Annotated in this window: 18 protein-coding genes and 2 pseudogenes; 11 read left to right on the top strand and 9 right to left on the bottom strand. The window is 67.0% G+C overall.

Annotated elements, in window-relative coordinates; all coding sequences use genetic code 11:
- Positions 1 to 33: 33 nt before the first annotated feature.
- Positions 34 to 252 carry a hypothetical protein gene (locus AB4Y43_RS27180; RefSeq protein WP_028206128.1) on the bottom strand — a complete coding sequence of 73 codons (219 nt, stop codon included), beginning with the start codon at positions 250 to 252 and terminating at the stop codon, positions 34 to 36.
- A gap of 187 nt (positions 253 to 439) precedes the next feature.
- Between AB4Y43_RS27180 and AB4Y43_RS27175 the strand changes: the two genes are divergently transcribed.
- The 4 genes from AB4Y43_RS27175 to AB4Y43_RS27160 all read left to right on the top strand — a co-directional run bounded on the left by AB4Y43_RS27175 (position 440) and on the right by AB4Y43_RS27160 (position 5,333).
- Positions 440 to 787: a DUF1330 domain-containing protein gene (locus tag AB4Y43_RS27175; RefSeq protein ID WP_368729210.1), complete on the top strand. Its 348-nt coding sequence runs from the start codon at positions 440 to 442 to the stop codon at positions 785 to 787.
- Between the two features lie 157 nt (positions 788 to 944).
- A complete protein-coding gene (locus tag AB4Y43_RS27170) occupies positions 945 to 1,409 on the top strand; it encodes a hypothetical protein (RefSeq protein ID WP_368729209.1) in 465 nt (154 codons plus the stop codon).
- Positions 1,410 to 1,486: 77 nt separating this feature from the next.
- A complete protein-coding gene (locus AB4Y43_RS27165) occupies positions 1,487 to 3,616 on the top strand; it encodes a phosphocholine-specific phospholipase C (protein ID WP_069266018.1) in 2,130 nt (709 codons plus the stop codon).
- 274 nt (positions 3,617 to 3,890) lie between these two features.
- Complete coding sequence (locus tag AB4Y43_RS27160; RefSeq protein WP_368729208.1) at positions 3,891 to 5,333, top strand: NAD-dependent succinate-semialdehyde dehydrogenase; 1,443 nt, start codon at positions 3,891 to 3,893, stop codon at positions 5,331 to 5,333.
- Positions 5,334 to 5,366: 33 nt separating this feature from the next.
- Here the strand turns inward: AB4Y43_RS27160 and AB4Y43_RS27155 are convergent, their stop codons facing one another.
- Positions 5,367 to 5,765, bottom strand: coding sequence for a GFA family protein (locus AB4Y43_RS27155; RefSeq protein WP_069266020.1), 399 nt, complete (start codon positions 5,763 to 5,765; stop codon positions 5,367 to 5,369).
- Positions 5,766 to 5,990: 225 nt separating this feature from the next.
- Between AB4Y43_RS27155 and AB4Y43_RS27150 the strand changes: the two genes are divergently transcribed.
- Together AB4Y43_RS27150 and AB4Y43_RS27145 are read left to right on the top strand one after the other, a co-directional pair.
- The gene (locus tag AB4Y43_RS27150; protein ID WP_368685133.1) at positions 5,991 to 7,049 is read left to right on the top strand and encodes a catalase family peroxidase; all 1,059 of its coding nucleotides are present in this window, start codon (positions 5,991 to 5,993) and stop codon (positions 7,047 to 7,049) included.
- The gene (locus tag AB4Y43_RS27145; protein ID WP_368729207.1) at positions 7,046 to 7,591 is read left to right on the top strand and encodes a cytochrome b; all 546 of its coding nucleotides are present in this window, start codon (positions 7,046 to 7,048) and stop codon (positions 7,589 to 7,591) included. The genes AB4Y43_RS27150 and AB4Y43_RS27145 overlap by 4 nt, the downstream gene beginning before the upstream one ends.
- A gap of 3 nt (positions 7,592 to 7,594) precedes the next feature.
- Here the strand turns inward: AB4Y43_RS27145 and AB4Y43_RS27140 are convergent.
- A pseudogene (locus tag AB4Y43_RS27140) lies at positions 7,595 to 7,768 on the bottom strand (2-keto-3-deoxygluconate permease); the annotation flags it as partial.
- Between AB4Y43_RS27140 and AB4Y43_RS27135 the strand changes: the two are divergent.
- Positions 7,769 to 7,924, top strand: a pseudogene (locus AB4Y43_RS27135) (DNA-binding transcriptional regulator KdgR); the annotation flags it as partial.
- Here AB4Y43_RS27135 and AB4Y43_RS27130 read toward each other — a convergent pair.
- From AB4Y43_RS27130 to AB4Y43_RS27120, 3 genes are read right to left on the bottom strand one after another with little or no spacing between them, the layout of a single operon-like run.
- Entirely contained in the window at positions 7,921 to 9,429 is a 1,509-nt protein-coding gene (locus AB4Y43_RS27130) for an efflux transporter outer membrane subunit (RefSeq protein ID WP_368729206.1), read from the bottom strand. The pseudogene AB4Y43_RS27135 and the gene AB4Y43_RS27130 sit on opposite strands and share 4 nt — an antisense overlap.
- Positions 9,430 to 9,445: 16 nt before the next feature.
- Positions 9,446 to 11,092: an MDR family MFS transporter gene (locus AB4Y43_RS27125; RefSeq protein ID WP_368729205.1), complete on the bottom strand. Its 1,647-nt coding sequence runs from the start codon at positions 11,090 to 11,092 to the stop codon at positions 9,446 to 9,448.
- The gene (locus tag AB4Y43_RS27120) at positions 11,028 to 12,164 is read right to left on the bottom strand and encodes an HlyD family secretion protein (RefSeq protein ID WP_368685129.1); all 1,137 of its coding nucleotides are present in this window, start codon (positions 12,162 to 12,164) and stop codon (positions 11,028 to 11,030) included. Before AB4Y43_RS27120 ends, AB4Y43_RS27125 begins: the two co-directional genes overlap by 65 nt.
- Before the next feature lie 95 nt (positions 12,165 to 12,259).
- Between AB4Y43_RS27120 and AB4Y43_RS27115 the strand changes: the two genes are divergently transcribed.
- The 4 genes from AB4Y43_RS27115 to AB4Y43_RS27100 all read left to right on the top strand — a co-directional run bounded on the left by AB4Y43_RS27115 (position 12,260) and on the right by AB4Y43_RS27100 (position 15,104).
- A complete protein-coding gene (locus AB4Y43_RS27115; protein ID WP_069266026.1) occupies positions 12,260 to 12,982 on the top strand; it encodes a CerR family C-terminal domain-containing protein in 723 nt (240 codons plus the stop codon).
- A gap of 112 nt (positions 12,983 to 13,094) precedes the next feature.
- Positions 13,095 to 13,730, top strand: a complete 636-nt coding sequence (locus AB4Y43_RS27110; protein ID WP_069266027.1) for a LysE family translocator — start codon at positions 13,095 to 13,097, stop codon at positions 13,728 to 13,730.
- Positions 13,731 to 13,831: 101 nt separating this feature from the next.
- The gene (locus AB4Y43_RS27105; protein ID WP_069266028.1) at positions 13,832 to 14,398 is read left to right on the top strand and encodes a TetR/AcrR family transcriptional regulator; all 567 of its coding nucleotides are present in this window, start codon (positions 13,832 to 13,834) and stop codon (positions 14,396 to 14,398) included.
- Between the two features lie 280 nt (positions 14,399 to 14,678).
- Positions 14,679 to 15,104: an organic hydroperoxide resistance protein gene (locus tag AB4Y43_RS27100; RefSeq protein WP_069266029.1), complete on the top strand. Its 426-nt coding sequence runs from the start codon at positions 14,679 to 14,681 to the stop codon at positions 15,102 to 15,104.
- Between the two features lie 77 nt (positions 15,105 to 15,181).
- On the opposite strand, the gene recD is transcribed toward AB4Y43_RS27100, so the two are convergent.
- The 3 genes from recD to recC are packed head-to-tail and all read right to left on the bottom strand — an operon-like array spanning position 15,182 to position 24,818.
- Positions 15,182 to 17,404 carry an exodeoxyribonuclease V subunit alpha gene (recD, locus tag AB4Y43_RS27095; RefSeq protein ID WP_368729204.1) on the bottom strand — a complete coding sequence of 741 codons (2,223 nt, stop codon included), beginning with the start codon at positions 17,402 to 17,404 and terminating at the stop codon, positions 15,182 to 15,184.
- Positions 17,401 to 21,237, bottom strand: coding sequence for an exodeoxyribonuclease V subunit beta (recB, locus tag AB4Y43_RS27090; protein ID WP_368729203.1), 3,837 nt, complete (start codon positions 21,235 to 21,237; stop codon positions 17,401 to 17,403). Before recB ends, recD begins: the two co-directional genes overlap by 4 nt.
- On the bottom strand, positions 21,234 to 24,818 hold the full coding sequence (gene recC / locus AB4Y43_RS27085) for an exodeoxyribonuclease V subunit gamma (protein WP_368729202.1): 3,585 nt from the start codon (positions 24,816 to 24,818) through the stop codon (positions 21,234 to 21,236). Before recC ends, recB begins: the two co-directional genes overlap by 4 nt.
- Positions 24,819 to 24,902 lie beyond the last annotated feature (84 nt).

The raw sequence follows: 24,902 nt of genomic DNA, 5'->3' as shown, positions 1-24,902 counted from the left end.
GATTTCGGGGGATGAGGGAGGCGCTCGCGCGCCTCAATCCCAGATGTTGCGGAACGCCACGGCGGCGATCACCGGCACGCACATGACGAGCGGAATGGCGAAGTACGGAATCTCCAGATCGACGACCCACTTGTAGACGATCCAGCCAATACCCAGCGCGAGCGTGAGTACGCCCACTAGCGCAGTGAGGGTGTTCAGCAGCCACGTGGGCGGCTGCTTGCGCGCGGGTTTATTCTCGGGTGACGGGTTCATGGCGGCGGTGGCGGAAAACGAAAGCGTCTCGATCCGGAGTGCGGATGGTGGGTATTTTACTCCGCGGCACGCCATCAGCCTAAGGCGCCGCTCCCGCGGTCTTTACCTCCCAGGTAATCGATTCCCTGCCCGGCGCGCCCTATTCTCGCAAGCGTGGCCCCACCCTTTCACGCTCACGAGACCTGCCATGACCGCCTACGCCATTGCCCATCTGCGCGACGTCGAACCTTGCCCCGCCATCGTCGAATATCTGGAGAAGATCGACGCCACGCTCGCCCCTTTCGGCGGCCGCTTCATCATTCACGGAGGACGCGTGGAGCGGCTCGAGGGCAAGTTTTCCGGCGACCTCATCATGATCGAATTCGCGAACCGCGAGATCGCGCGCGCGTGGTATCGCTCGAGCGCCTATCAGGCGATCCTGCCGCTGCGCGCGGAGCACTCGCGCGGCGAAGTGTTCCTGATCGAGCAAGTCGAGATGCCGCATCGCGCGACCGACGTGCTGCGTCCCGCTCACGAAACCGGCTCTGGAAAGTGAAAGGATTTCGTTAACTGGCGATCGGCAGCGATTGGTTATCGCACGGCACGTTTGCAAAGAAAATTCATCGTGTGCAAACGTTTTCGTGCATTTCACAATTCTTTCTTCATCGACGGCGAAACTGTGCGCGACCCATCCCCACAGAACGGATGCGCACATGAGAATACGCCTTCCCAACCGCGTGTCGACGACCCTGTCGACCGCGGCGATCGTTGTACTCGCAACCATCATGCTCGCTGCATGCGGCCCGGGCGACGGCTCGTCGGCAGCTTCGTCGACGGCTGATCCATCGGAAAGCCAGAGCGCCGCAACGCCATCGCAATCGCCGTTGGCGAATAGCGCGCGCATATCGCCGCTGCCGACCGACACGAACACGGCGGCGAATGCGTCGGCGAACGCCTCGACCGACACTTCGGCGAACCCGAGCGCCATACCCGCTTACGGCGCGAACGCGGCCACCGCCACGAACAACGCGAGCGACCCCGTGCAAGGCGCACAGGCCAGCCTCGCCGCCGACAGCGACCAGGTCACGCCGGTCTTGAGCTACGCGCCGGGAGACAGCGCGCAGACCCAGGCCAGCAACGGCAACGATTCCAGCAGTCCCGCAACATCCAGCCATTGAAGCATTGCACCTGCGTGCCCTTGTGCGAGTACGCCGTCGGGCACGACACTCCAACCCAAGCAGAAAGGTGAGCAACAATGACGTCAAACAGCCGTCGCCGTTTCCTGCAGACCGTCGCGCAATCGGGCGCCGCCGCCGCAGCGATGACCGTTCTTCCCGAATCGATCCGCAATGCGCTGGCCATTCCGGCCAATTCGCGCACCGGCACGATCCGCGATGTCGAGCACATCGTCGTGTTCATGCAGGAGAACCGTTCGTTCGACCACTACTTCGGCCATATGCGCGGCGTACGCGGCTATAACGACCGCCTGCCCATTGCGCTGCCGGGCGGCCTGCCGGTGTGGTACCAGCCGTCGAAAGAAGACGCCACGAAGCCCGTGCTGCCGTTCCACCTCGACACGTTCAAGACGAGCGCGCAATGCGTGGGCGACCTCGACCACTCGTGGTACCCGACGCAGTACGCAATCAACAACGGTCTGTACAACCAGTGGCCGCAGTACAAGACCGACATGACGATGGGTTATTACCTTCGCGCGGACATTCCGTTCCACTACGCGCTGGCCGACGCCTTCACGGTGTGCGACAACTACTTCTGCTCGCTGCCTGGCCCAACGCACCCGAACCGCTCGTATCTCATGACCGGCATGGTCGATCCGACCGGCACGATGGGCGGCCCGCTACTCGACAACAACGACTTCGTGGACGGCGACGTGCCCCCCACGTATCAACTGCTTTCGTGGACGACCTACCCCGAGCGCCTGCAGGCCGCCGGCATCTCCTGGCAGATCTACCAGCAGGGCACGAACGGCAGCGACCCGCTGAACGGCAACTACGGCACGAACATCCTGCAGAATTTCGCGAACTTCATCAACGCGCAACCCGGCTCGGCGCTCTACCAGCGCGCGCAAACGGTGCGCACCATCGCCGACCTCAAAAACGACGTACTCCAGAACAATTTGCCGCAAGTCTCATGGCTGCTGCCCCCCGCGGCGTTCTCGGAGCATCCGAAGTACACCCCGGCCTATGGCGCCGAATACACTTCGCAGATCATCGAAGCGCTGACTTCGAATCCCGATGTGTGGAGCAAGACCGTGCTCTTCATCATGTATGACGAGAACGACGGCTTCTTCGACCACATCGTGCCGCCGCAGCCGCCCACGACGTCCGCGCAGGGCAAGTCGACGGTGAGCGTGGACGGCGAGATCCACAACGTGGTCAACCCGCTGCGCGGCGGCAAGTACACTGCCGACGGCCTGCCCTATGGTCTCGGACCGCGCGTGCCGATGACGGTCGTCTCGCCGTGGACCAAGGGCGGCTTCGTCTGCTCGCAGGTGTTCGACCACACGTCGGTGATCCGCTTCATCGAGGCGCGTTTCGGTGTGCAGGAGCCCAACATCACAGCGTGGCGCCGCGCGGTGTGCGGCGACCTCACCACGTGCTTCGACTTCCGCACGCCCGACGCCACGATGCCCACGCTGCCCGACACGAGCAACTACATGGCGCTCGCCGACAAGCAGTGCTCGGCCAATTCGGCGCCCACGGTGCCGGCCACGCCGCTGCCGATCGACGCGCAGGAGCCCGGCGTGCGCTACGCGCGTGCGCTGCCCTACGAGCTTCATGTGAACGGGAAGGCCGAAGCGCAGAACAACACGCTGTCGATCACGTTCGCGAACAAGGGCCGCCAGGGCGCGCACTTCTACGTGTACGGCACGAACCGCAGTGACGGCCCGTGGCGCTATACGGTCGAAGCGGGCAAGTCGCTCGACGACACGTGGGACCTCACCGTGACGAACGGCGTCTATGCGTTCGAGGTGCATGGCCCGAACGGCTTCTTGCGCCGCTTTGCGGGTACGGCCGCGCAATCGGGTCCGGGCAAGTCGGGCCGCGCACCGGCGCCTGCCGTGACGGCGCATTACGACGTGGCCAACGGCAACCTCTTCCTCAGGTTCTCGAACGCGGGCAGCAGCGTCGCGCACCTGAACGTGACCGACAACGCCTATGGCGCGCACGAGCGCAACGTCGTCGTGCCGGCCGGCGCGCAAATCGACGAAGTCTGGGTTCTTGCCTCGAGCCATCACTGGTACGACCTCACGGTCACGAGCCGAGACGACGCGACGTTTGCCTGGCGCTTCGCCGGACACATCGAGAACGGCCGGCCGAGCATCAGCGATCCGGCGGCCGTTGCGCCGGTCACGAAGCTGAGCTGAAGCCCAGCACAGAACGAAGGTCTGACGATTGCTTTTCTGTTTCTCTGGTTGCGGCGCCTTCAGGCGCCGTTTTTTTTTGCCCTCGCGCAGCGGATGCACTGCGTCTCAAAGTGTGGGTAAAAGGGGCCAACGCACCCTTCACAATGGCACGCCCTGCAGCCTCGGCGAAGCAGTGGCACAATGGGCGCTCCGCATTTTCCGGCGCCCGCCGCGCGCATTGCCGTGCGCGCAGGCGGGCGCCTGTCGTTGAACCGTTGACAAGGATCGTCCCATCATGAGTTCCAGCGTGAAGCCCTATCCCGACACCCAGATCTACATCGACGGCGCATGGCGCGCCGGCGCGAAGACGATTGCTGTGATCGACCCCGCGACCGAAGCGGAAATCGGCCGCCTGAGCCTCGCAAGCGAACAGGATCTTTCGGATGCGGCCAGCGCGGCCGAGCGCGCCTTCCGCGAATGGCGCAAGGTCTCGCCGCTCGAGCGCAGCAAGCTCATGCGCCGCGCCGCGCAATTGCTGCGCGATCGCGCAGACGACATCGCCGCGATCATGACGCGCGAGCAGGGCAAGCCGTTTGGCGAAGCGAAGCTCGAAACGCTCGCGGGCGGCGACACGATCGACTGGTTCGCCGAAGAAGGCCGCCGCACCTATGGCCGCGTGATTCCCTCGCGTACTGACGCCGTTCGCCAGATCGTCACGCGCGAGCCGGTGGGTCCGGTCGCCGCGTTCACGCCCTGGAACTTCCCGCTCAATCAGGCCGTGCGCAAGGTGTCGGCCGCGCTCGCCTCGGGCTGTACCGTCGTGCTCAAGGGACCGGAAGAAACGCCGGCCAGCTGCGCCGAACTCGTGAAGGTATTCGCCGACGCGGGCCTGCCCGCAGGCGTGCTGAACCTCGTGTTCGGCGTGCCCGCGGAAGTGTCGTCGTACCTGATCGCGCATCCGGCGATCCGCAAGATTTCGTTCACGGGCTCGACGCCGGTGGGCAAGCTGCTCGCCTCGAAGGCCGGCGAACACATGAAGCGCGCCACGATGGAACTGGGCGGCCACGCCCCCGCCATCGTCTTCGCCGACGCGGACGTGCCGCGCGCCGCCAAGCTGCTCGCGAGCGCCAAGTTCCGCAACGCGGGCCAGGTGTGCATCTCGCCCACGCGCTTCATGGTGGAGGACGCCGCATACGACGAGTTCGTCGAGCATTTCGTCGCGACGACGCGCGCGATCAAGGTGGGCAACGGTCTCGAAGACGGCGTGCAAATGGGCCCGCTCGCGAACGACCGCCGCCTCGCCGCCATGGAGCGCCTCGTCGCCGACGCGCGCGAACAGGGCGCGAAGGTGCTGACGGGCGGCGAACGCGTGGGCCGCGAAGGCTACTTCTTCGCGCCGACCGTGCTCACCGACGTGCCGCTTTCCGCGCGCATCATGAACGAAGAGCCGTTCGGCCCGATCGCGCCGATCTCGCGTTTCTCGAGCTACAAGGATGCGATCGTCGAAGCGAACCGGCTGCCGTACGGCCTCGCCGCGTATGCCTACACACGTTCGAGCGCGACTTCGGCCGCTCTCTCCGACGACGTGGAAACCGGCATGCTGTCGATCAACCACCACGGCCTCGCCCTGCCGGAAACGCCGTTCGGCGGCGTGAAGGATTCGGGTTACGGCTCTGAAGGCGGGAGCGAAGCGATGGAAGCCTATCTCGTCACGAAGTTCGTGACCGAGCATCGTTGATCGCTGCACGCTAAAGACGCGCGCGCTTTCCGCTTACGGTCCGGGAAGCGCACGCGGATATTGCGGCAAGCCGTCCGCGAGCTGCACCCAGGCCAGCTTTTGCGAGGTCCAGCTGTGATTGTCGGGCGGCGCGTCGTCGGGACGATCGAGCGTGCCGGTCGCGATGTCGATCTCGCCCACGAACGCCGCGTGCCGGTATGTGAGCGGCGTGCCACAATCGGCGCAGAACGCGCGCTCGACACCCGGACTCGACGCATGCGTTTTCGTTGCGCCCGCAACGAGCCGGAACGCACTCCACGGCACGCTGAGCCAGCCGACGAACGGCGCACCTGTTGCACGCCGGCAATCCGCGCAATGGCATACCGTGCTGCCGACCGGCGCAGCCGAAATCTGGTAGCGGACCTTGCCGCATGAACAGCCGCCAGTCAGCATCGCTCTCTCCTTCGCACACCTCGCATGCTCAACGCTTTCGGCACGGTAACCACGACCGCCCGGGCATGGTTGCACGAATTCGCGTCGCGCATGGAATAAAACGCGGCGACGTGTTGTTGACGCCAGTAACGACCCTCGGACCCCATCGACTGGATCCATCATGCATACACTCGCACACATTTCGCTTTCGCATGCGTTGCGGCGCATGCGCACCGGAGCCCGCCCGTGAACCGCGCCTCGATCTGCGTGCCGTGCCGGCTCGCGGCCATTGCGGTGGTGGTGGGTTGCGCTGGCGCGGCATTTGCATGGACGGCCGGCTGGCTCACGCCGAAGCGCATCACCGCGCCACATATCATCAATACGTTCGAGTCGAACTACGGCATCCACACGGGCTATCGGCGCAACCACGCCAAGGGGCTTTGCGTGGAAGGCTGGTTCGAAAGCAACGGCAACGGCGCGCAGGTCTCGCGAGCAGCGGTGTTCGCGCCAGGACGCACACCCGTGATCGGACGCTTCGCCATTCCCGGCAGCAACCCCGGCGCGCCGGACGCGAGCACGCCCGTGCGCAGCATGGCGTTGCTGTTCCAGCTGCAGGACGGCGAGCAGTGGCGCACCGGCATGAATTCCGTGCCCATCTTCGTCGTTCGCACCCCGAAGCAGTTCTATAGCCAGCTAGTCGCCTCGAAGCCGGACCCGGCGACGGGCAAGCCCGATCCCGCGAAGCTCGACGCCTTCTTCCAGGCGAACCCGGAAACGCTGCCGTTCCGCCAGTGGCTCAAGGCGCACCCGCCCTCCTCCAGTTTCGCGAATACGGCGTTCTACAGCGTCAACGCGTTCATCGCGACCGATGCCGCGGGCAACCAGCACGCCGTGCGCTGGCAGACCGTGCCCGAAGTGGCTTATGCACCGCAAACCGCGGCAGAAAAGGCCAATCCGAACTTCCTCGCCGACGACTTCTCCACGCGTTTCGCCGGAGGACCGCTACGCTGGCATCTGGTGCTCGCGGTCGCCGCACCGGGCGACCCCACGAACGACGCCACGCTGTCATGGCCCGCGGACCGCCAGCAGATCGACGCCGGCACGCTGGTCTTGCAGCGCGCCGAGCCGCAAGCCAACGGCATGTGCCGCGACGTGAACTACGATCCGACCATCCTGCCCAACGGCCTGAAGCCTTCGGACGACCCCTTGCTCGCCGCCCGTTCGGCAGCGTATGCCGTTTCGTTCAATCGACGCACGCGTGAAGAGGCCAACCTCACGCAAACGCATGGAGACGCGCAGCCATGAAACAACCGGGCCAACACTTCAGCGCACTCCAGCGCCTGCTTCACTGGTCGATGGCAGTCCTGATCGTTACGATGCTGTTCGTCGGCGTAGGGATGGTCTCGACCGTCTCGAGGCTGCATGACACCTTGATCGCGCTCCACCGGCCGCTGGGCATCGCGCTGCTCGCGCTCGTGCTGCTGCGCCTGGCCGTGCGGCTCACGCACGGCGTGCCGCCCCTGCCGGCCGATCTGCCCGTCTGGCAGCGCCTCGGCGCGCACGCCTCGCATCTCGTCCTCTATGCGTTGATGATCGCCATGCCGCTGATCGGCTGGTCGATGCTATCCGCGGGCGGCTATCCCATCGTGATGTTCGGCGGCGTGCACCTGCCGCCCATCGTGCCGCATAACGTCACGCTCTATGCATGGCTGCGCGCCGCGCATACATGGCTTGCGATGGCGCTCTACGCGACCGTGCTGTTGCATCTGGGCGCCGCGCTTTTTCACGCGCTCATTCGCCGTGACGGCGTGCTCGCCAGCATGGCACGCGGCGAGGCACGCAGCTGACGCGAGCATCGGCACGAGGATCGCGGTCACGGGGCAGGCGGTGGCGACCATCGCCGTCGCCGCCGGCACGAGCGGTCCGAAACGCGGAATCATCTCGCCGATGATGGCCGGATTCGCCACCGCCGCGCCCGCCGTTGACGATGCCGCGAGGCCCGGAGCACCGTTGCCGCCCGCAACGCCGGCCTCTCGATCTCGTTTCCGACCATGCGCTGCGGCGCGGATACGAAAGCGCGCTACATCGCCCTGCTCAAGCGCGCGGGCGCGGCGATCTCGGCGCGGCTCGGCTATCGTGAGCCGGCCGTGCACGAGCATGCGCCTGCCGAACCCGGTTAGCCCGGAGGGGCGGCTGTCGCGACCGTGGCTGCCGCAGTGGTCTGCCAGCCGAGACCGAGGCTCTTCTGCAGCGACACGAAGTCCTTGAGCAAATCGGCCTGGCCCGACACCACGTTCTGCTGCGCGGCGAATTCCGTGCGCTGCGTGTCGAGCAGGTCGACGAGGCTCGACGCCCCCGCGCGGTAGCGCTGGCGCATGAGCGTCGCCGAACGCTCGGCAGAAACCTGCACCTTCTGCAAAGTCACCAGATGCTCGCGCTGATAGCCATAGCGCGAGAGCGACGCGTTGGCGTCCTGCAACGCCGCGAGGACGGCCTTCTCGTAATGCGCTTCGGCTTCGTCGCGCGAAGCTTGCGCGCCGTGCACCGCGCCCAGCGTGCGCCCGAAGTCGAACACGTTCCACTGCAGATACGGCGCCCCAACCCAGCTGAAATTGGTCTTGCGGAACAGGTGCCCCGGCTCCGCGGCCGTAAAGCCGAGGTCGCCGAACAGCGTGAGCTTGGGCAGAAAATCCGCCACGTGCTCGCCGATCTGCGCGTTGCTCGAGGCGAGGCGGCGCTCCGCCGCGCGAATATCGGGACGCTGCGCGAGCATCGTGGTGGGATCGCTCACGGGCACGCTGGCGGGCAGCGTGGGCAGCGGCTGCGCCGTCGCCAGTTCCGCATCCAGCGCGCCGGGCGCCTTGCCGGTGAGCACGGCCAGTTGATCCAACGATATTTCCACTTGCGCCGCGAGCGGCGTAATCGTGGAGCGCGTGTTCTCCACCTGGGTGGTGAGCCGCTCCACGTCCACCTCGGCCGCCGTACCGCCCGCGCGGCGCTGCTCGGTGAGCGTGAGCATCTCCTGCTGCAGTTGCGCCGTGCGCTGCGCGATGGTCAGGCGCTGCTGCTCGTCGCGCAGGTCGATATAGGCCTGCGCGACTTCGGCCGCGAGCGATACCTGGGTATCCGCAAGATCGGCGTCCACGGCATCGGCCTCGTCGCTCGCTGCTTCCACGGCGCGGCGCGTGCCGCCGAACAGGTCGATTTCCCACGAGGCATCGAAGCCCGCCGTGTAGAACGTGATCGGGCCGCCGCCCGAAGAGCCGCCCTGACCCGAGCTGCTGCTCGACGACGTCAAGGCGCCCAGGTTGGGCTCACGCATGCGGATCGCCGCCGCGCTCGCGCCGACCTTCGGCAGTTCGGCGGCGCGTTGCTGCTGCAGTTGCGCGCGCGAAGCGCGCAGACGCGCCTGCGCCGCGCGCACATCGGGATTGTGGGCAAGCGCCGCTTCGATCAGCGTGTTCAGTTGCGGGTCGTTCAGCGCAAGCCACCATTGGCTCGGTGCACGCGCGGGCGTCACGCCTTGCGCGGGCGTGCGCAGGAACGAAGCGGCGTTCGCCGCTTCCGGCGCGACGGCCGGTGCGCCGTGATAGTCGGGGCCGACGGTGCAGGCGGCCAGCGAGCAGGCGGCCGCGAACGCGCTCAGCGCGGCGTAGGAGATTCGGGAGTAACGGGTTGCCGTCATGAGTCAGTGATAATCTTCAGTGGCCGCCAGACGGCGTTTGTGCGCCAGGCTGCGGCTTCTTGAGCAGGAGCGCGAGCGGCACGCACGTCGCCAGCGCGATGCCAAGCACCCAGAATGTTTCGGAGTACGTGATGACCATCGATTGCTGCGTGATCTGCGCCGCGATCTGGCCGAGCGCCTGCATTTGCGAATGCGCCATGTCGCCCGTCTGCGTGAACCAGCTGGCCGCGCTCCCGGCCACGCGCTCCTGGCCGATGATCGAATTGGCGCTGAGCGATTCGCGCAGCACGGCGGTATGGAACGTCTCGCGCCGGTCGATGAGCGTGCCGATGATCGCAAGACCCACCGAGCCGCCCAGATTGCGCGCCATGTTGTAGAGGCCGGCCGCGTCGCCGGAATCTTCGCGCGACACCGCCGCCATCGACGCCTGGTTCAGCGGCATCATCGCGAGCATTTGCGCGACGCCGCGTACGAGCTGCGACCAGACGAAATCGTGACCGACGCTCTGCGCCGTGAGCGAAATGTCGAGCATGCAACTCAACGTGAAGAGCAGCAGCCCGGACACCACCAGGATGCGAAAGTCCACCTTGGCTAGCAAGCGCGGCAGAATCGGCATCACGAGGAAAGCGGGCAGCCCCGAAAGCAGCATGATCGCGCCGGACTGCTGCGCGTTGTAGCCGGCGACGAGGCTCAGAAACTGCGGCAGCAGATACGAAATACCGTAAAGCCCGGCGCCGACTGCAAACACGATGACGATGACGCTCGCATAGCGCGGATTGCGCATGAGCGACAGACGCAGAATCGGCTTTTTCGCGGTGAACTGCGAAAGCGCGATGAGCACCATGCCCGCGAGCGAGACCCACGTGAGCGTGACGATGAAGCTCGACTCGAACCAGCGTTCGCGCTGGCCTTCCTCGAGCACGACGGTTAGCGAACTCAGGCCCACTGCCAGTCCGGCAATGCCGAGCCAGTCCGCCTTGAGAAAGGCTTCCCAGTGCGGCCGGTCGGGCTCGAGGCCGACGATAAGCAGCGTGATGAGTGCGAGACACACCGGCAAATTGATGAAGAAGCACCAGCTCCAGCTGATGTTCTCCGCCAGCCAGCCGCCCACCACGGGCCCGAGCAGCGGGCCGAGCAGCACGATCAGGCCGAACACCGTCATGCCCACGGGCAGTTGCGAAAGCGGCAGGCGCGTGCGGATGATGGTCTGCCCGGTCGGAATCATCGCGCCGCCCGTGAAGCCTTGGCCGATACGCCCGGCGATCATCATGCCGAGCGTAGTCGACCAGCCGCACATCATCGAAAAGGCGATGAAGAGCGCCGAGTTCGCGAGCAGGAAATTTCGCAGTCCGAACACCCGCGTGAGCCACGCGGCGAGCGGAATCATCACGATCTCGGACATCAGATAGCCCGTGGAGATCCACGTACCCTCGGTGCCGGTCGCGCCAATCTGCCCCTGGATCTGCGGCAGCGCCGAGTTCGTGATGGAAATGTCGAGCGTGGCCATCAATGCGCCCAGCGCACCCGCCGCGACGGCGATCCAGTCGGCCGCGCTCGCGCGCTCGCCGTGCGGATGCGGCACCGCTGCGCGAGCCGTATTAGCCACGGTGGTTCTCTTGGTCGATACGGCGGTCGTCCTCACGCGCGGAGCGCGTGTCGACATCGACGGTCACCGACATGCCCGGCAGCAGCACGCTGCGCGTTTCGGGCCCGGTATCGAGGCGGATGCGCACCGGCACGCGCTGCACGATCTTCGTGAAGTTGCCGGTGGCGTTCTCGGGCGGCAAGAGCGCGAACTGCGCGCCGGTACCCGGCGAGAAGCTGTCCACCACGCCGTGCAGCGTGTGGCCAGGCAGCGCGTCGACATGCAGCTCCACGGGCTGGCCCGCACGCATGCGGCCGATCTGCGTTTCCTTGAAGTTCGCCGTGAGGTAGGTGCGTTGCACCGGCACGACGGTCAGCATGCGCGTGCCCGGCTGCACGTACTGGCCCACACGGACGGTCCGGTCGCCCACGCGGCCCGCCAGTGCGCTCTTCACCACGGTATTGTCGAGGTCGAGTTGCGACTGCGCGGCGTTCGCACGCGCCGCCTCGAGCTGCGCGCGCGCCTGCGAGAGCTGCGCGTTCAGCGCCGAGATCTGCGAGCGCGCGGACGTGACGGCGGCTGCGTCGGCGGCGAGCGTGGCCTGCGCCTTGTCGCGTTCGCTCTTCAGTTCGGCAAGCCGTTCGGTCGTTTCTGCACCCGTGGCTGCGAGCGGCGCGTAGCGCGCCACTTCGTCGTTCGCGTGGCGCAGGCTCACCTGGGCGACTTCCTGCTGCGCCTGTGCCTGGGCGACGTTCGCCCGCTGCTGCTCGATCTGCGCCTGCGCATGCTCGATGTCCGCTGTGCGCGCATCGACGGTGGCCTGCGCCTGGTCGAGGGCCACCTGATACTGGCGCGCGTCGAGCTTCACGAGCGGGTCGCCCATTTTCACGGCCTGGTTGTCGGCCACGTAGACGTCCGTCACATAGCCGCTCACCTTCGGGGCGATCGTCACGCTGTCGGCCTGCAGATAGGCGTCGTCAGTGGATTCGATGAAGCGCCCGACGACCCACCAGTGGCCCAGCCACACCGCAGCGGCGATGAGCGCCGCCAGTCCCAGCAGGATCAGAAGGGTTCGTTTCGCGCCGCTGCGCGCAGGTGCAGCGGCGGCGTCCGGCGCGTCGCGTCCGGGCGCGCCTGCAGTCGTAGACATGTTGTTGATTCTCAATTTATTCCAGTCGGCAAAATTATTCCACCTGGAAAAATTGTGTCAAGTGTTATATTTCGCAGGGATACGAAAGGAAATGCATGAGCGAAGGTAAGAAACTGCGACGCTCGCCCGACGGAGGCTATGCGCGTGGCGACGAGACACGTCGCAAGATCATCGAGGCGGCCATCAGCCTGTTCGGGCAGCACGGCTTCGACGGCGCCTCCACGCGCGACATCGCCGCGCGCGCGGGCGTGAACGCGCCGGCGCTGCAGTATTACTTCGAGAACAAGGAAGGCCTCTATCGCGCCTGCGCGGAGTCGATCGCCGACGAATCGTGGCAATCGTTCGCGCCGGCCGTGCTGCGTGCACGCGAAGCGCTCGAGCACAACGCGGACGTCGAAGCGCTGATCGACGCCTTCATCGACATCCAGTCGGCCGTGGCCGACCGTTCCTTCGTCAAGCAGCACGGGCCGGACCAGCGTCTCTTCTTCGCGCGCGAACAGGGCGGCGGCGAACCGGAGATCGGCTCGGAAATCCTGCGTGAGCGCGTGCGCTCGCCGCTGAACACCATCAACGTGGAACTGCTCGAACGCATTACCGGCATGCCGGCCCGCGATCCGCTCACCGTGGTGCGCATGTTCAGCCTGTATGGGCAGTTTCTGCTTTTCTTCATCGCCCGCCGCTCCACGCTCTCGATGCTCGGCTGGGACGACATCGACAGGGCGAAGGCCGATTTTCTGAAAGAGAGCATCGCGGAACAAACGCGCGTGCTGCTGCGCCACTGGAATCGCGAGCGCGACAAGCCCAATCGCTCAAGATAACTAAGCACTATTCGGGCGGCCGGCACGATCCCCCGGCGCCAGTGAGGAATCCCCGCGGCGCATCTGCGCGCGTGTTAGTGTTCGAAATGCCCACCCGCATGGAGCCGCCAGCATGTCTCCCCTCGCCGCCGTTGCCAGCATTCTCCTCGCTGTCCTGATCGGGGCCATGAGCCCCGGGCCGAGCTTCGTGCTCGTCGCGCGCAACTCGATCGGTCTCTCGCGCCGCGACGGCGTCGCCACCGCGCTCGGCATGGGCACGGGTGCGATCTGCTTCGCGGGCATCGCACTCGCCGGGCTCTACACCCTGCTTGCCACCGTGGCCTGGCTGTACGCCGCGCTCAAGATCGCAGGCGGCGCCTATCTGCTCTATATCGCTTCGCGCATCTGGCGCGGCGCGGGCTCGCCCGTCACGGTGAGCAGGACGGCCGCACCCGGCGAGCGCCCCGGCAAGTCGTACTGGAGCGGCCTCACCACCCAGCTCAGCAACCCGAAAACGGCCATTGCCTACGGCGGCATCTTCGTCGCGCTGCTGCCGCATAACCCGCCGCTGTGGTGCTACTTCGCGTTGCCACCGCTCGTCTTCGCGATCGAAACCGGCTGGTACACGGTCGTCGCGCTGTGCTTTTCGAGCCAGCGTCCGCGCGATCTCTATCTGCGCGCCAAGAGCTGGATCGACCGCGTTGCGGCCGGCGCGATCGGGGCCTTGGGCCTGCGCCTCATTTTCAGCGCCGGGCATCGCGGGATCTGACGCCGCCCCGCCGGACGCGGCCACAAGGTCGCGCCCGGCGGCCCGCGATTTATTTCGTGAGGCGCTTGACAAACTATCTTCCAGTAGATAAATTGGAGCCCATGAACACGAAGCTGACAGTGCGGGAGCAGGTTCTCGACCACGCCATCACCCTCATGATGCTGCGCGGCTACAACGGGTTCAGCTACCGCGACCTGTCAGAACTGGTGGGCGTGAAAACGTCGAGCATCCACTATTACTTCCCGTCGAAAGACGACCTGGTGCTCGAAGCGGTGAGCCAGTACAGCGGCGAAGTCATGGCGGGATTGCAGTCGATCGACGCGGCGCTGCCGGCGCGCGAAAAGCTCGCTACGTACACGCGGCTCTTCGGCAAGACGCTGGGCGACGGCAACCAGATCTGTCTGTGCGGCATGCTGGCCGCCGACATCGAATCACTGCCGGAAACTGTGCGTCACGCTGTGCAGGCGTTCTTCCGCGCCAACGAAAGCTGGCTGGCCGAGGTGCTGGCTCAAGGCGCGAAAGAAGGCACGCTGGTCGTGCGGGGCAAGCCGGAAAGCTCGGCCCGTACGTTGTTCGCGGCCTTGCAGGGCAGCGTCCTGGCGAGCCGGCTGTTCCATACGAAGTCGCGCCTCGAAGATGTCGAAGCCATGTGGCGCGTGGCTCAGTAACGTACTCTGGCCTGAAACACGGGGCGGCTCAGCGCCCCCTTTATCGGGCCGCGAATTCTATCTTCTGATAGATAGCTAGAAAGAGGAGCATCATGAACGTGTTTCGACGGCCGGAAATCTATCTGGCAATAGATAGAATACAAAAACTGACGACCGGAAATTCGCAAGCGCCGCTCTTCTGCTGGACCCTGGTGCACATGGCTGTCGCCTTGCATCAGTAAATTGAATGCCGTACTCCGCCGTACCTTCAACGAACCGTCTTTGCTCAAAGGAGCCTGTCATGTCGATCGAAAAAGTCCTCTACCGCGCCGAAGCCAACGTCACCGGCGGCCGCGACGGCCGTGCCGTCATTCCCGCCAGCAACCTGGACCTCAAGCTCACCACGCCGCGCGAACTCGGCGGCGCGGGCGGCGACGGCACGAACCCCGAGCAGCTGTTCGCCGCGGGCTACAGCGCATGCTTCATCGGCGCAATGAAGTTCGTCTCGGCGCGCGACAAGATTGCCCTGCCCGCCGATGTCTCGATCACCGGCAATGTCGGCATCGGCCAGATTCCGAATGGCTTCGGCATCGAAGTCGAACTGAAGATTTCGTTGCCCGGCATGGATCGCGCAGCCGCCCAGGCGCTCGTCGACAAGGCCCATATCGTGTGCCCGTACTCGAACGCCACGCGCGGCAACATCGACGTGACGCTCACGATCGTCTAAGCCGCGAGCCGCATGCAGCACGCGCCGAGGGCCGCCAAAAGCGGCCCTCGGCCTATGTGCCGGCCGCTCACGCAGGTTCACGCAGCCTGAGCGTCGCGCGCGAGTCCCGCCATGAGGCCGCTGGCGCGCTGCACTTTGGCGAGCACGGCGCGATCGAGCACGGAGCGCCCCTCGGGCACCGCGAGCGTGAGAAACGAGCGCGCACGCGTAATGCCGGTGTAGACGAGTTCGCGCGTGAGAATGGGGCTGTATGTGTCGGGCAGCACGAGCGCGGCGTGGGTGAACTCCGAGCCCTGCGATTTGTGGACGGTGAGCGCGAACACCGTCTCCACGCCCTGCAACCGGCTCGGCGAGACCCACTTCACGCCGCCCGAGCCGTCGCCGGCCGGGAAGGCCACGCGCAACACGGGCGGCTCCCCCGCCGCAACGGGCAGCTCCAGCGCGATGCCGATATCGCCGTTCATGAGCCCAAGCTCGTAGTCGTTGTGCATGACGAGTACGGGCCGGCCCGCGTACCAGTCGCCGTGCGGATCGATGAGCCCTTCTTCGTGCAGCAGACGCGCGACGCGCCGGTTAAGGCCTTCGACGCCCCACGGACCGCGCCGCAGCGCGCATAGCAGCTGAAACGCGCCGTGCGCCTTCAGCACGCCAGCGGCCCAGCCGGCAAGCGCCTCGGGCGTCGCGCCGGGCTCGGGCCGGGTCGTGCGCATCGTTTCGAGGTAGTGGCGGTAGCCCTGGCGCTGCGCATGCGCGTCGCCGTGTTCGCCCACGCGGCCATCGACGATCAGCGAGCGCAACGGGCCGTCATCGTCGGCGGGACACACGAGGCGCGCGAGATCCTCGTAACCGCGCGACCAGATCTTCGCGACTCCCACTGCATCGCCCAGATTGACGAGTTCGGCCAGCGCGCCGATGCCGCTCTCCGATGCGAAACGATGGCTCTCGCGCAGCATCGCGATGGCCTGGTCGAGCGGCAGACCGTGCGCGTCGAGCATGGCCGCGTCGATGCGCTCGCCCGTGGCCGCTTCGAGCCACGCGCGCGACGCCTGCGTGTAGTGCCCCTCCCGCGCGCGGTCGCACAACTCGCCCAGCACCGCCCCGGCCTCGACCGAAGCAAGCTGGTCCTTGTCGCCCAGCAGGATGAGCCGCGCGGAGGGCGGCAGCGCGTCGAGCACGGCGGCCATCATTTCGAGGTCGACCATCGAGGCCTCGTCGATCACGAGCACGTCCACGGGCAGCGGATTTGCGGCGTCGTGCCTGAAACGCCGGCTGCCGGGCCGCGTGCCGAGCACGCGATGCAGCGTCGTCACGACGGTCGGAATCGCGTTGCGCAGCGCCACGGCGTCGACATGCGCCTGCAGCGCATCGAACGGCAGCCGCTCGACCGCGCCTGCAATCGATTCGTTCAAACGCGCCGCGGCCTTGCCGGTGGGCGCGGCAAGCCGGATGCGCAAGGGCCGCGCGGCTTGCGCTCCCTGCCCTGCACGGCCGAGCGCGAGTGTCTGCAGGAGTGCCAACAATCTCACCACCGTCGTCGTCTTGCCCGTGCCCGGCCCGCCCGTGACGATGCTGAACGCGCTGCGCGCGGCGAGCGCGCAGGCGAGCTTCTGCCAGTCGGCGCGCGCGGCCTGGCTGGCGCGTGCCTCGCCGTTACGCGGCGCGAACAGCGCATCGAGCGCCGCGCGTGCGATGTCGAGCGGCAACGCGGCTTCGAGCTGTGCCGCGCGTGTGAGCCGGCGCTCGATGCCCTCGCGCACGTCCTGCTCGTATTGCCAGTAGCGCCGCAAATAAAGCCGTGTGCCCGCCAGCACGAGCGGCGCATTGCCTTGTGCCACGTCGGCAATCGGTGTCTCCTCGCTCACGAGATCGGGCAACGCGAGCGCCGCGCGCCATTGCGCGAGTGTCACGCCGGCGAGCACTTCGGCAGGCGGCTGCGCCGGCACTGCAGCCAGCATTTGCGGCCCGTCGGGTGGCAGGGACAACGCGAACGCCGGATCTTCCAGCGTGGCCTTCAGGTCGAGACACACATGACCACGCCCAAGCTGATGGCTCGCAAGCGCGGCCGCCAGCAGCAGCAACGGCGGACTGTGCGGCGTTTCCGTCCACAAAAAGCGTGCGAAGGCGGCATCGAGCGTGCGGAGCCAGCCGCGCTCGACCCAATTGTCGAGCACGCCGAGCATTTGCCCGGCCGTTTCGCGCGCGGCGCCGGGCCTCGGTTCCGGCGCGGCGTCCGGCATCTCCAGATGCTCGAACAGATCGCCGGTGAGGCCGTCCTGCCCTTTCGTGCGGCGCCTCGTCATGCCACATCCTCCAGCGTGTTGCGACGCGCGAAGAGCGCGTCGAGTCGTTCGATCAGCTCGCGTGGCGGCCGCTCGCAATGCAGTCCCTGTCCCGGGGCGCGGCCGCCGCGCAGGAACAGATACACGGCGCCGCCCACGTGGCGGTCGTAGTCGTAATCGGGCAGGCGCGACTTGAGCAGCCGATGCAGCGCGAACAGATAGAGCACGTATTGCAGTTCGTATCGCGAATGCAGGATCTGCGCGCGCATTTTCGCGGGCGTGTAGGACGCATCGTCGGGGCCGAGCCAGTTCGACTTGTAGTCGGCCACGTAATAGCGGCCTTCGTGTTCGAACACGAGATCCATGAAGCCCTTGAGCATGCCGTTGAGCGTCGCGGCGTCGAGCGCGGGGCGCGCTTCGCCGTCCAGCGTGAATTCGGTGACAAGCGCGTCGATTGCGAGCGTATCGACGGCATGCGCCGTGACCCAGAACTCCAGTTCGGCCATATACGCGCCGGGTTCGAACGCCGCGAACGCCACGGGCGCCACGCTCTCGCCGTCGATGTCGGGCAGACGCAGCGGCGTGCGCACAAGTTCGAGCATCCACGCCGTGAGCGTCTCGATCCACTGCGACCAGCCGCGCACGCTGCAGCGCCGCGCGACCATGTCGCGCACGCGCGCTTCGTCCTGCGCGATTTCGGCGAAGCCTTCGTTGGCGGCCCATTCCATCAGTTCGTGCAGAAACGTGCCCGCGTCCGCGCCGCGTTCGAACCCGTGCATCGGCGCAAGCGCGGGTGCGACGAGCGTCTGGCCGGCGTTTGCGAATGCATCGTCGTCTTCAGGCGGCACGCTCGCGTCGAGCAGTTCGAGGAACACGTCCTCGCTGCGCGTGTCGGGCGCGCCGCGCGCATCGTCCGCTTCGACGGGCACGCCCGAACCGATCGACGTTTCGAGCGTCTTCAGGCTCGAATAGCTCGCGATCCACCAGCGTTCGCGCTCGCGATGCGCGAGCGTGCGCGCCTTACCGCGCACGGCGCCGGTGTCGCGCAGCGAGAGCAGATCGCGGCGCGCTACGGGAGCGGGCGCGACGGCAATGTCCGTGCACTGGCCGCGCAACATGTCGAGCCATGCTTCGGTTTCCTGAGCAGGAATGGCTGCGCCGCCGCCGAGCAGATACCCGAACGCGCTCGCCTCGACGCCCTGCACCGGCCCATAGCCGACCCACGTGGCGTAACGCGCGCGCGTCAGCGCGACGTAGAGCTTGCGCAGGTCTTCGCCGAGGCGCTCGCGATCGGCCTGACGCAGCACGCGCGCGTCGGCCTCGAGCGTGACGCGCAATTCGCCTTCGTCGTCGTGCCACTTGAACGGCACGTCGTCGGGTTTGACGGCGCGGTGCGCGCACGCGAACGGCAAAAACACGAGCGGATATTCCAGGCCCTTCGACTTGTGGATCGTGACCACCTGCACGAGTCCCGCATCGCTTTCCAGACGCAACTGGCGCGCGTCGCCTCCGCCGCCCGCGCTTTCGTCTTCGCGCTGCTCGTCGAGATAGCGGATCAGCGCGTGCTCGCCATCGAGCTGCGTGCTCGCCTGTTGCAGCAGTTCGGCGAGATGCAGCAGGTTCGTGAGCGCGCGCTCGCCATTGAGCCCGGCACCAGCGGTTTCGCCAAGCAGGCGCTGCGGCACGTGAAAGTCGTTGAACAAGCGGCGCAACATCGGCAGCACGCCCTTCCTGCGCCAGCATTCGCGGTACTCGCGGAACTGCAGCACGCGCGACTCCCACGCGATCTCGTCGTGCCCGAGCCGGTCGAGTTCTGCCCACGCGAGCCCGAGGGTGGGGGTGGCGAGCGCCGTGCGCACGAGGCGGCCGTCGTCGGGCTCGGCACAGGCCGCGAGCCAGAAGCGCAGTTCTTCGGCCTGCGGCGTCTGGTACACCGAGTCGCGATCCGACAGATAGACGCTGCGCACGCCGCGCGCGGCCAGCGCTTCGCGTATCGCCTGCGCCTCGCTGCGGTTGTTGACGAGCACCGCCATGTCCGCGGGCTGCAACGGCCGCATGCCGCGCTCGCCCGAGAAACCCGCTGCCTGCTCCTGGCCGAGATTGAGCAGGCGCACCATCTCGGTCGCGCAGCTGCCGGCCATGCCCGCGAGATACGCGCCCTTGCTGAGCGGCTTGCCATCTGCGGCAGGCGGCATCCACCAGACGTTGAGCGCGGGCAGCGCCGCGCCGGCGGCAACCAGCCTCTCGGGGCGTCCATGCGCATCGGCAGCCACGAACGGCAGTGCGTTTTCGCGTCCATCAGGGCTGCGAAACAAAAACGCGCCGCTACCCTCTGGCCGCGATTCCGCCGCCTCGAAGCAACGATTCACCGCCTCGACCATCGCGCGCGTCGAGCGGAAATTCTTCTTGAGCGTGTAGAGCCGCCCCTCGCAGGCACGACGCGCACGCAGGTAGGTGTAGATGTCCGCGCCGCGAAACGCGTAGATCGCCTGTTTCGGGTCGCCGATCAAGACGATGGCCGTTTCGGCGTCGTGTTCGGCGATGCGATAGACCGCATCGAAGATCTGGTACTGAACCGGGTCGGTGTCCTGAAACTCGTCGATCAGCGCGACCGGATACTGCTTGCGGATGATTTCCGCGAGACGTGGCCCGTTCTCGCGCTGCAGCGCCGCGCGCAGCCGCGTGAGCAGATCGTCGAAGCCCATTTGCGAGCGGCGCGCCTCTTCTTCCTCGAAGCGCTTCGCCACCCAGCGTGCCGCATGGCACAGCAGGTCTTGCTTCGCGGCGGGCGGCGCAGCCAGCGACTCGCGCAAGCTTTCCATCGCCACGAAGGCCGCATGCCCGGGCGGATCGCCCTTCACCCAGATCTCGGCGAGGCCCGCGGGCGTGAGGCGCGTCCACACGGCCGCCTTGTCGTCGAAACCGGGATGCGCGGATTCGGGATCGTTGGCCCAGTCGCGCAGCTTGCCGATCCATGTTTCGCTGTGCTTCGAATTGAGCTTTCTGGCGTCGAACTGTTTCGCGGCCCGCGCCGCGTTGAGCAACGCCTCGACCTCGTCGATCCAGATGCGCCACGGCGCCTTCAGCGTTTCGAGTTCGTCGCGTGCGCGCCGGCGGGCGTCTGCCAGTGCCGCGCCGGGGTCGCATGCGTCGGGCAAAAGATCGGCGTGCGCGAGCAGCCCGCGTATTGCGTCGTGCAATTCGTCGGGACTCGCGAACCATGCCCTCACTTCGGCGGCGCTCGCCGCGTCGAGGGGCGCCATGAAGGTGCGCCAGTAGTCGCGCACGACTTCGGCGCGCAATTCCGTCTGGTCGGTTTCGAGCGTCTGCGAAAAGAGGCTGTCGCTGTCGAACGCGTGCTCGCTCAGCATGCGATTGCACCAGCCGTGAATCGTCGAGACCGCGGCCTCGTCCATCCATTCGGCCGCCAGTTGCAGGCGGCGCGCGCACGCGGGCCACTGCTCCGGCGCGTAGTCCTCGCGCAGATCGTGCAACAGGTCTTCTCCCGGCTCACGCTCGGGCACGTCTTCAGGCTCGACGCGGAAGCATTCGGCGGCTTCGATGAGGCGCGCGCGAATGCGCTCGCGCAACTCCTTCGTGGCCGCGTCGGTGAAGGTCACGACGAGAATTTCGGGCGGCGTGAGCGCGCGGCCTGACGTGCGCGCCTCGTCATCGAAATCCGCTTCGTCGCTTGCTGCGTTGAGCGCGCCGTGCCCCAGCACGAGGCGCACGTACAGCATGGCGATCGTGAAGGTCTTGCCCGTGCCTGCGCTCGCTTCGATCAGGCGGCTGCCGTAAAGCGGGAAGCGCAGTGGCTCCAGGACTTGGGCGTCCATGTTCCCGAGCGGATTCATGCCGTCTCTCCTGCCTCGCTCGAGGCCCGCTTCGCACGCGACGACGCGAGCGGCGCGCGGCTCACCGGCAGCAGCAGCGTCGTGGCGAGCGTAATGAACTCGTCGTGGGCAACGAGCGCGTCGAAATCGGGGAAGGCTCGGCGCAAATACGCATTCGTCTCGCGCTCGCCGGGCGTGCGGCCATTGCCCTCGTAGGCCGCGCGTGCGGCTTCCCACGCTTGGGCAGGCACCATCGCGCGCGTGCCGTCGAATGGATCAGGCAGCTTGCGCAGCCATGCGAACGCGGTCTTCACCGGGAGCGGCAAGGGCCGGCGCGCACCGTCGTCCCACGCGGCCAGCAGCGCCACCAGATAGTCGCGCGCAACCTGCGCGTCGAGCGGCGCGAACTCCACCACGCCCACCTTGCTCACGATCACCGTGGTCACCGGCCCGGCCGCGATCTGCGCGGCCACATGCGCGACCCAATAAGGCACGAGACGGTCGCTGCGATAGCGGCTGTCCTTCACGAGCGTGCCCGGCTCCAGAATCACGCGGCCGAGCGCGCCGTCCGGGCCCGCGCGCAAATCGTCGAGCCAGTCGTCAAGCGAGACGATGCGGCCTTCCCGCGTCGCATCGAGACGGATTTCGTATTGATGTTCGAGCGGCTCCGGCCAGCGCGCGAGCGCCTTGCGATATTCGGCGAACAGCTCGGCCATGGGCGCGAGCAGTTCTTCGCCGATCACCTCGCCAAAGCCGCCGGTCGCGAGGTCGCCGCTGCGATGCATGCGCTCGAGGCGCGCAAGCGCGGCCGGTTCGAGATCGTCTTCGCCGCGTTCCATTGCCAGAACCTGCGCGCGGATCAACTCGCCCTGGAGTTGCCACGCCTGCAACGCGTCCACCTCGAAGGGCTCGTGATTTTCGCTCGCCGCGTCCTCGCTTTCGAAAGCCACGCGCAGACGCTGCCGGAAGAAGCTGCGAACCGGCTCGCGCAGAAATTCGCCGAGCTCGCGAATCGACAGCGGCTCGTCGCGTTCAGTCGGCGCGAGGACGTCGGCGTTCGCTTCAGCCGCGGGCCGCACCTGGGCGGGCTTGCCCCACTCGTGCGCATACGTATACAGCGTCGCCTCTTCCGGCCGCGGCGGAAAATAGTCCGGGCTGAACGGCTGCAGGCGATGCTCGATGGTCAACGCGTCGAGCAGCGCTTCGCCGTTGTCGTTTTCGTCGCCTTCGAGCCGCCAGCCGGCCTTGAGATGATCGCGCAACTGTCCGACCAGCACCGAAGGCGGACGCGGCGTGTTGTCGGTCACGCTGCGCCCGATCCACGAAACATGCAGATGGTCGCGCGCCGAAAGCAGCGCTTCGAGGAACAGATAGCGGTCGTCTTCGCGGCGCGAGCGGTCGCCGGGGCGATAGTCGCGGCGCATGAGGTCGAAGTCGAGCGGCGTGCGGCTGCGCGGATAGTCGCCGTCGTTCATGCCGAGCAGGCACACGCGCCGGAACGGAATCGCCCGCATCGGCATGAGCGTGGCGAAGGTCACCGCGCCCGCGAAGAAGCGCTGCGAGAGGCCGCCGCCTTCGAGCGCCGCGAGCCAGTTCTCCGCGACGATGGCGAGCGGCAAGGTCTGCGTGAGCGCGGCTTCATCACAGGCCTCGCGCCACGTTTCGAGCGCGCCGTCGAGGCGGTCGAGCGTGTAGGCGTCTTCGTCCTGCGCCGCGAAAAACGCCGCCTTCAACGCGCGCAGACGCTCGCACCACACTTCCACCGTGGCCGCTTCGCGCAGCGTGCGCCACGCGTGATCGAGCGCATCCACGAGGCGCGTGAGCGGGCCCAGCAACGCGGCGTCGAGCCCACCGATTTCGCTGTACGGCTCGATGCCGCGCCAGGCGCCCGCACACTCGCCCGCGGCGTAGCCCAGCAGCATGCGCCGCAGACCGAACGCCCAGCTATTGGGTGCGCTGAGTTCGTCGGCCTGGGGGAGCCCGAGGCTCGCACGCTGGCCCGCATGCAGGCCCCAGCGGATATTCGCGCCGTCGATCCAGTTGCGCAGCGTGGGCACGTCTTCGGCGTCGATGCCAAAGCGCGCGCGCACGGCCGGCACTTCGAGCAGGTCGAGCACGTCGCTCACCGTCACGCGCGAATACGGCAGCGAAAGCAGCATTTCCAGCGCGCCGATGAGCGGGTCGAACGTGCGCTGTGCGCGGTCGGCCACGCTGAACGGAATGCTGCGCGGGTCGCTGCCGTCGAGCAGGCCGAACACCGCCTGGATATGCGGCGCATAGACTTCGATGTCCGGCACCATCACGATTACGTCGCGCGGACGCAGCGTGGGGTCTGCCGCAAATGCGGCGAGCAGGCGGTCGTGCAGGATCTCCACTTCGCGCTGCGCGCTGTGCGCAACGTGAAAGCGAATGGATTCGTCCGCCTGCACATCGACAGGCTCCCAGTGCTCGCGCGTCTCGCCAAGCGGACGCAGATCGCGAATGTCGTCCTGCAACTGCGAGAGCAGTGTGAGCGCGTCTTCGCCGTCGAACAGATCGATACGCTGACCAATGCGCGTGAAATGCGGCGTGTAAGTCTCGCGCGCTTCGTCGCTGTCGTATTCGTCGAGCAGGCCGATGAAGTCGCGTCCCTGCTTGCCCCAGGCCGCGAGCAACGGCTGCGAATGCAGATGCAACTGCGCCTCATCGATCCGGTCGGGTGCACCCGCGCGGCGGCGCTGGCGCGCGTGGCGCGCGCGCAGCAGATCCTGATCGGCGACGATGTCGGCCCAGTAGTGCATGCAGGGGTTATGCACGCACATCAACACCTGGCTCCAGCGCGCGAGCGCCGCGAGGACTTCCACCGACTGGCGTGCGAGGCTCGAAATGCCGAACACCACCAGCCGGCGCGGCAGGCCTTTCGGCCGGGCGTCGCCCGCCTGCCACGACTGCGCGCGCGCCATGAACGCTTCGTGCACGGCGGCACGCCCCGTGTCGCGCAGGCCGATGCCGTCTTGCGCCTGCGCGCCCACATCCGCGAGCAGCGCGCGCCAGAGCGCAGCCTGCCAGCGCGCCTCCTCGGGCAGCGGCGTGCGCGCGTTGCGCGCGTCGATCAGCACGTCCTCGCTCGCGGCCCACGCAGCGAGCCAGTCCGCGCGGTAGACCTGATACTGGTCGAGCAAATCCGCCACGCGCTGCGCGAGCTGGAAGCACTTGCGCTGATCTTCGTCGTTGGCCATGAAGCGCTTGAGTGGCGCGTAGCCCGGCTCGTCGAGCAGCGCCGGCAGCATGCGCATGAGACGCCAGACGAGGCGCGACTTGTCGAACGGCGAGACCGCGGGCACCGCGTCGTTGCCGAGCACGGCGCGATACACCTGCCACAGGAAACGCGACGGCAGCGACATTTCGAACGCCGCCGCGATCCCGCAGCCGCCCTCCTCGGGATCGGCGGCAAACGCGAGCTTGAGCCACTGCGCGATGCCGTTGCTCTGCACGAGGAACATTTCCTTTTCGAGCGGCGCGATCGGGTTCTGGCCGATCCAGCTCACGATCAGGTCGCGCATGCGCTCGGGCTGATTGCCGTGAACGAGCATCAGCCCGGTGGGCAGTTCGCGCGCGCTCAAGCGCGGCTCCGGCGCGCCTGACACAGGTTACGCGCGGGTTGTGCAGATGGGGCGGGGAAGCGGAGAAAAGGAATTGCGGCCATG

Source organism: Paraburkholderia sp. BR10872, from assembly GCF_040965835.1.
GTDB classification, from domain to species: Bacteria; Pseudomonadota; Gammaproteobacteria; order Burkholderiales; family Burkholderiaceae; genus Paraburkholderia; species Paraburkholderia nodosa_A.
Note: the sequence above shows the minus strand (reverse complement) of the source record. Positions and strands in the feature narration are given on the sequence as shown.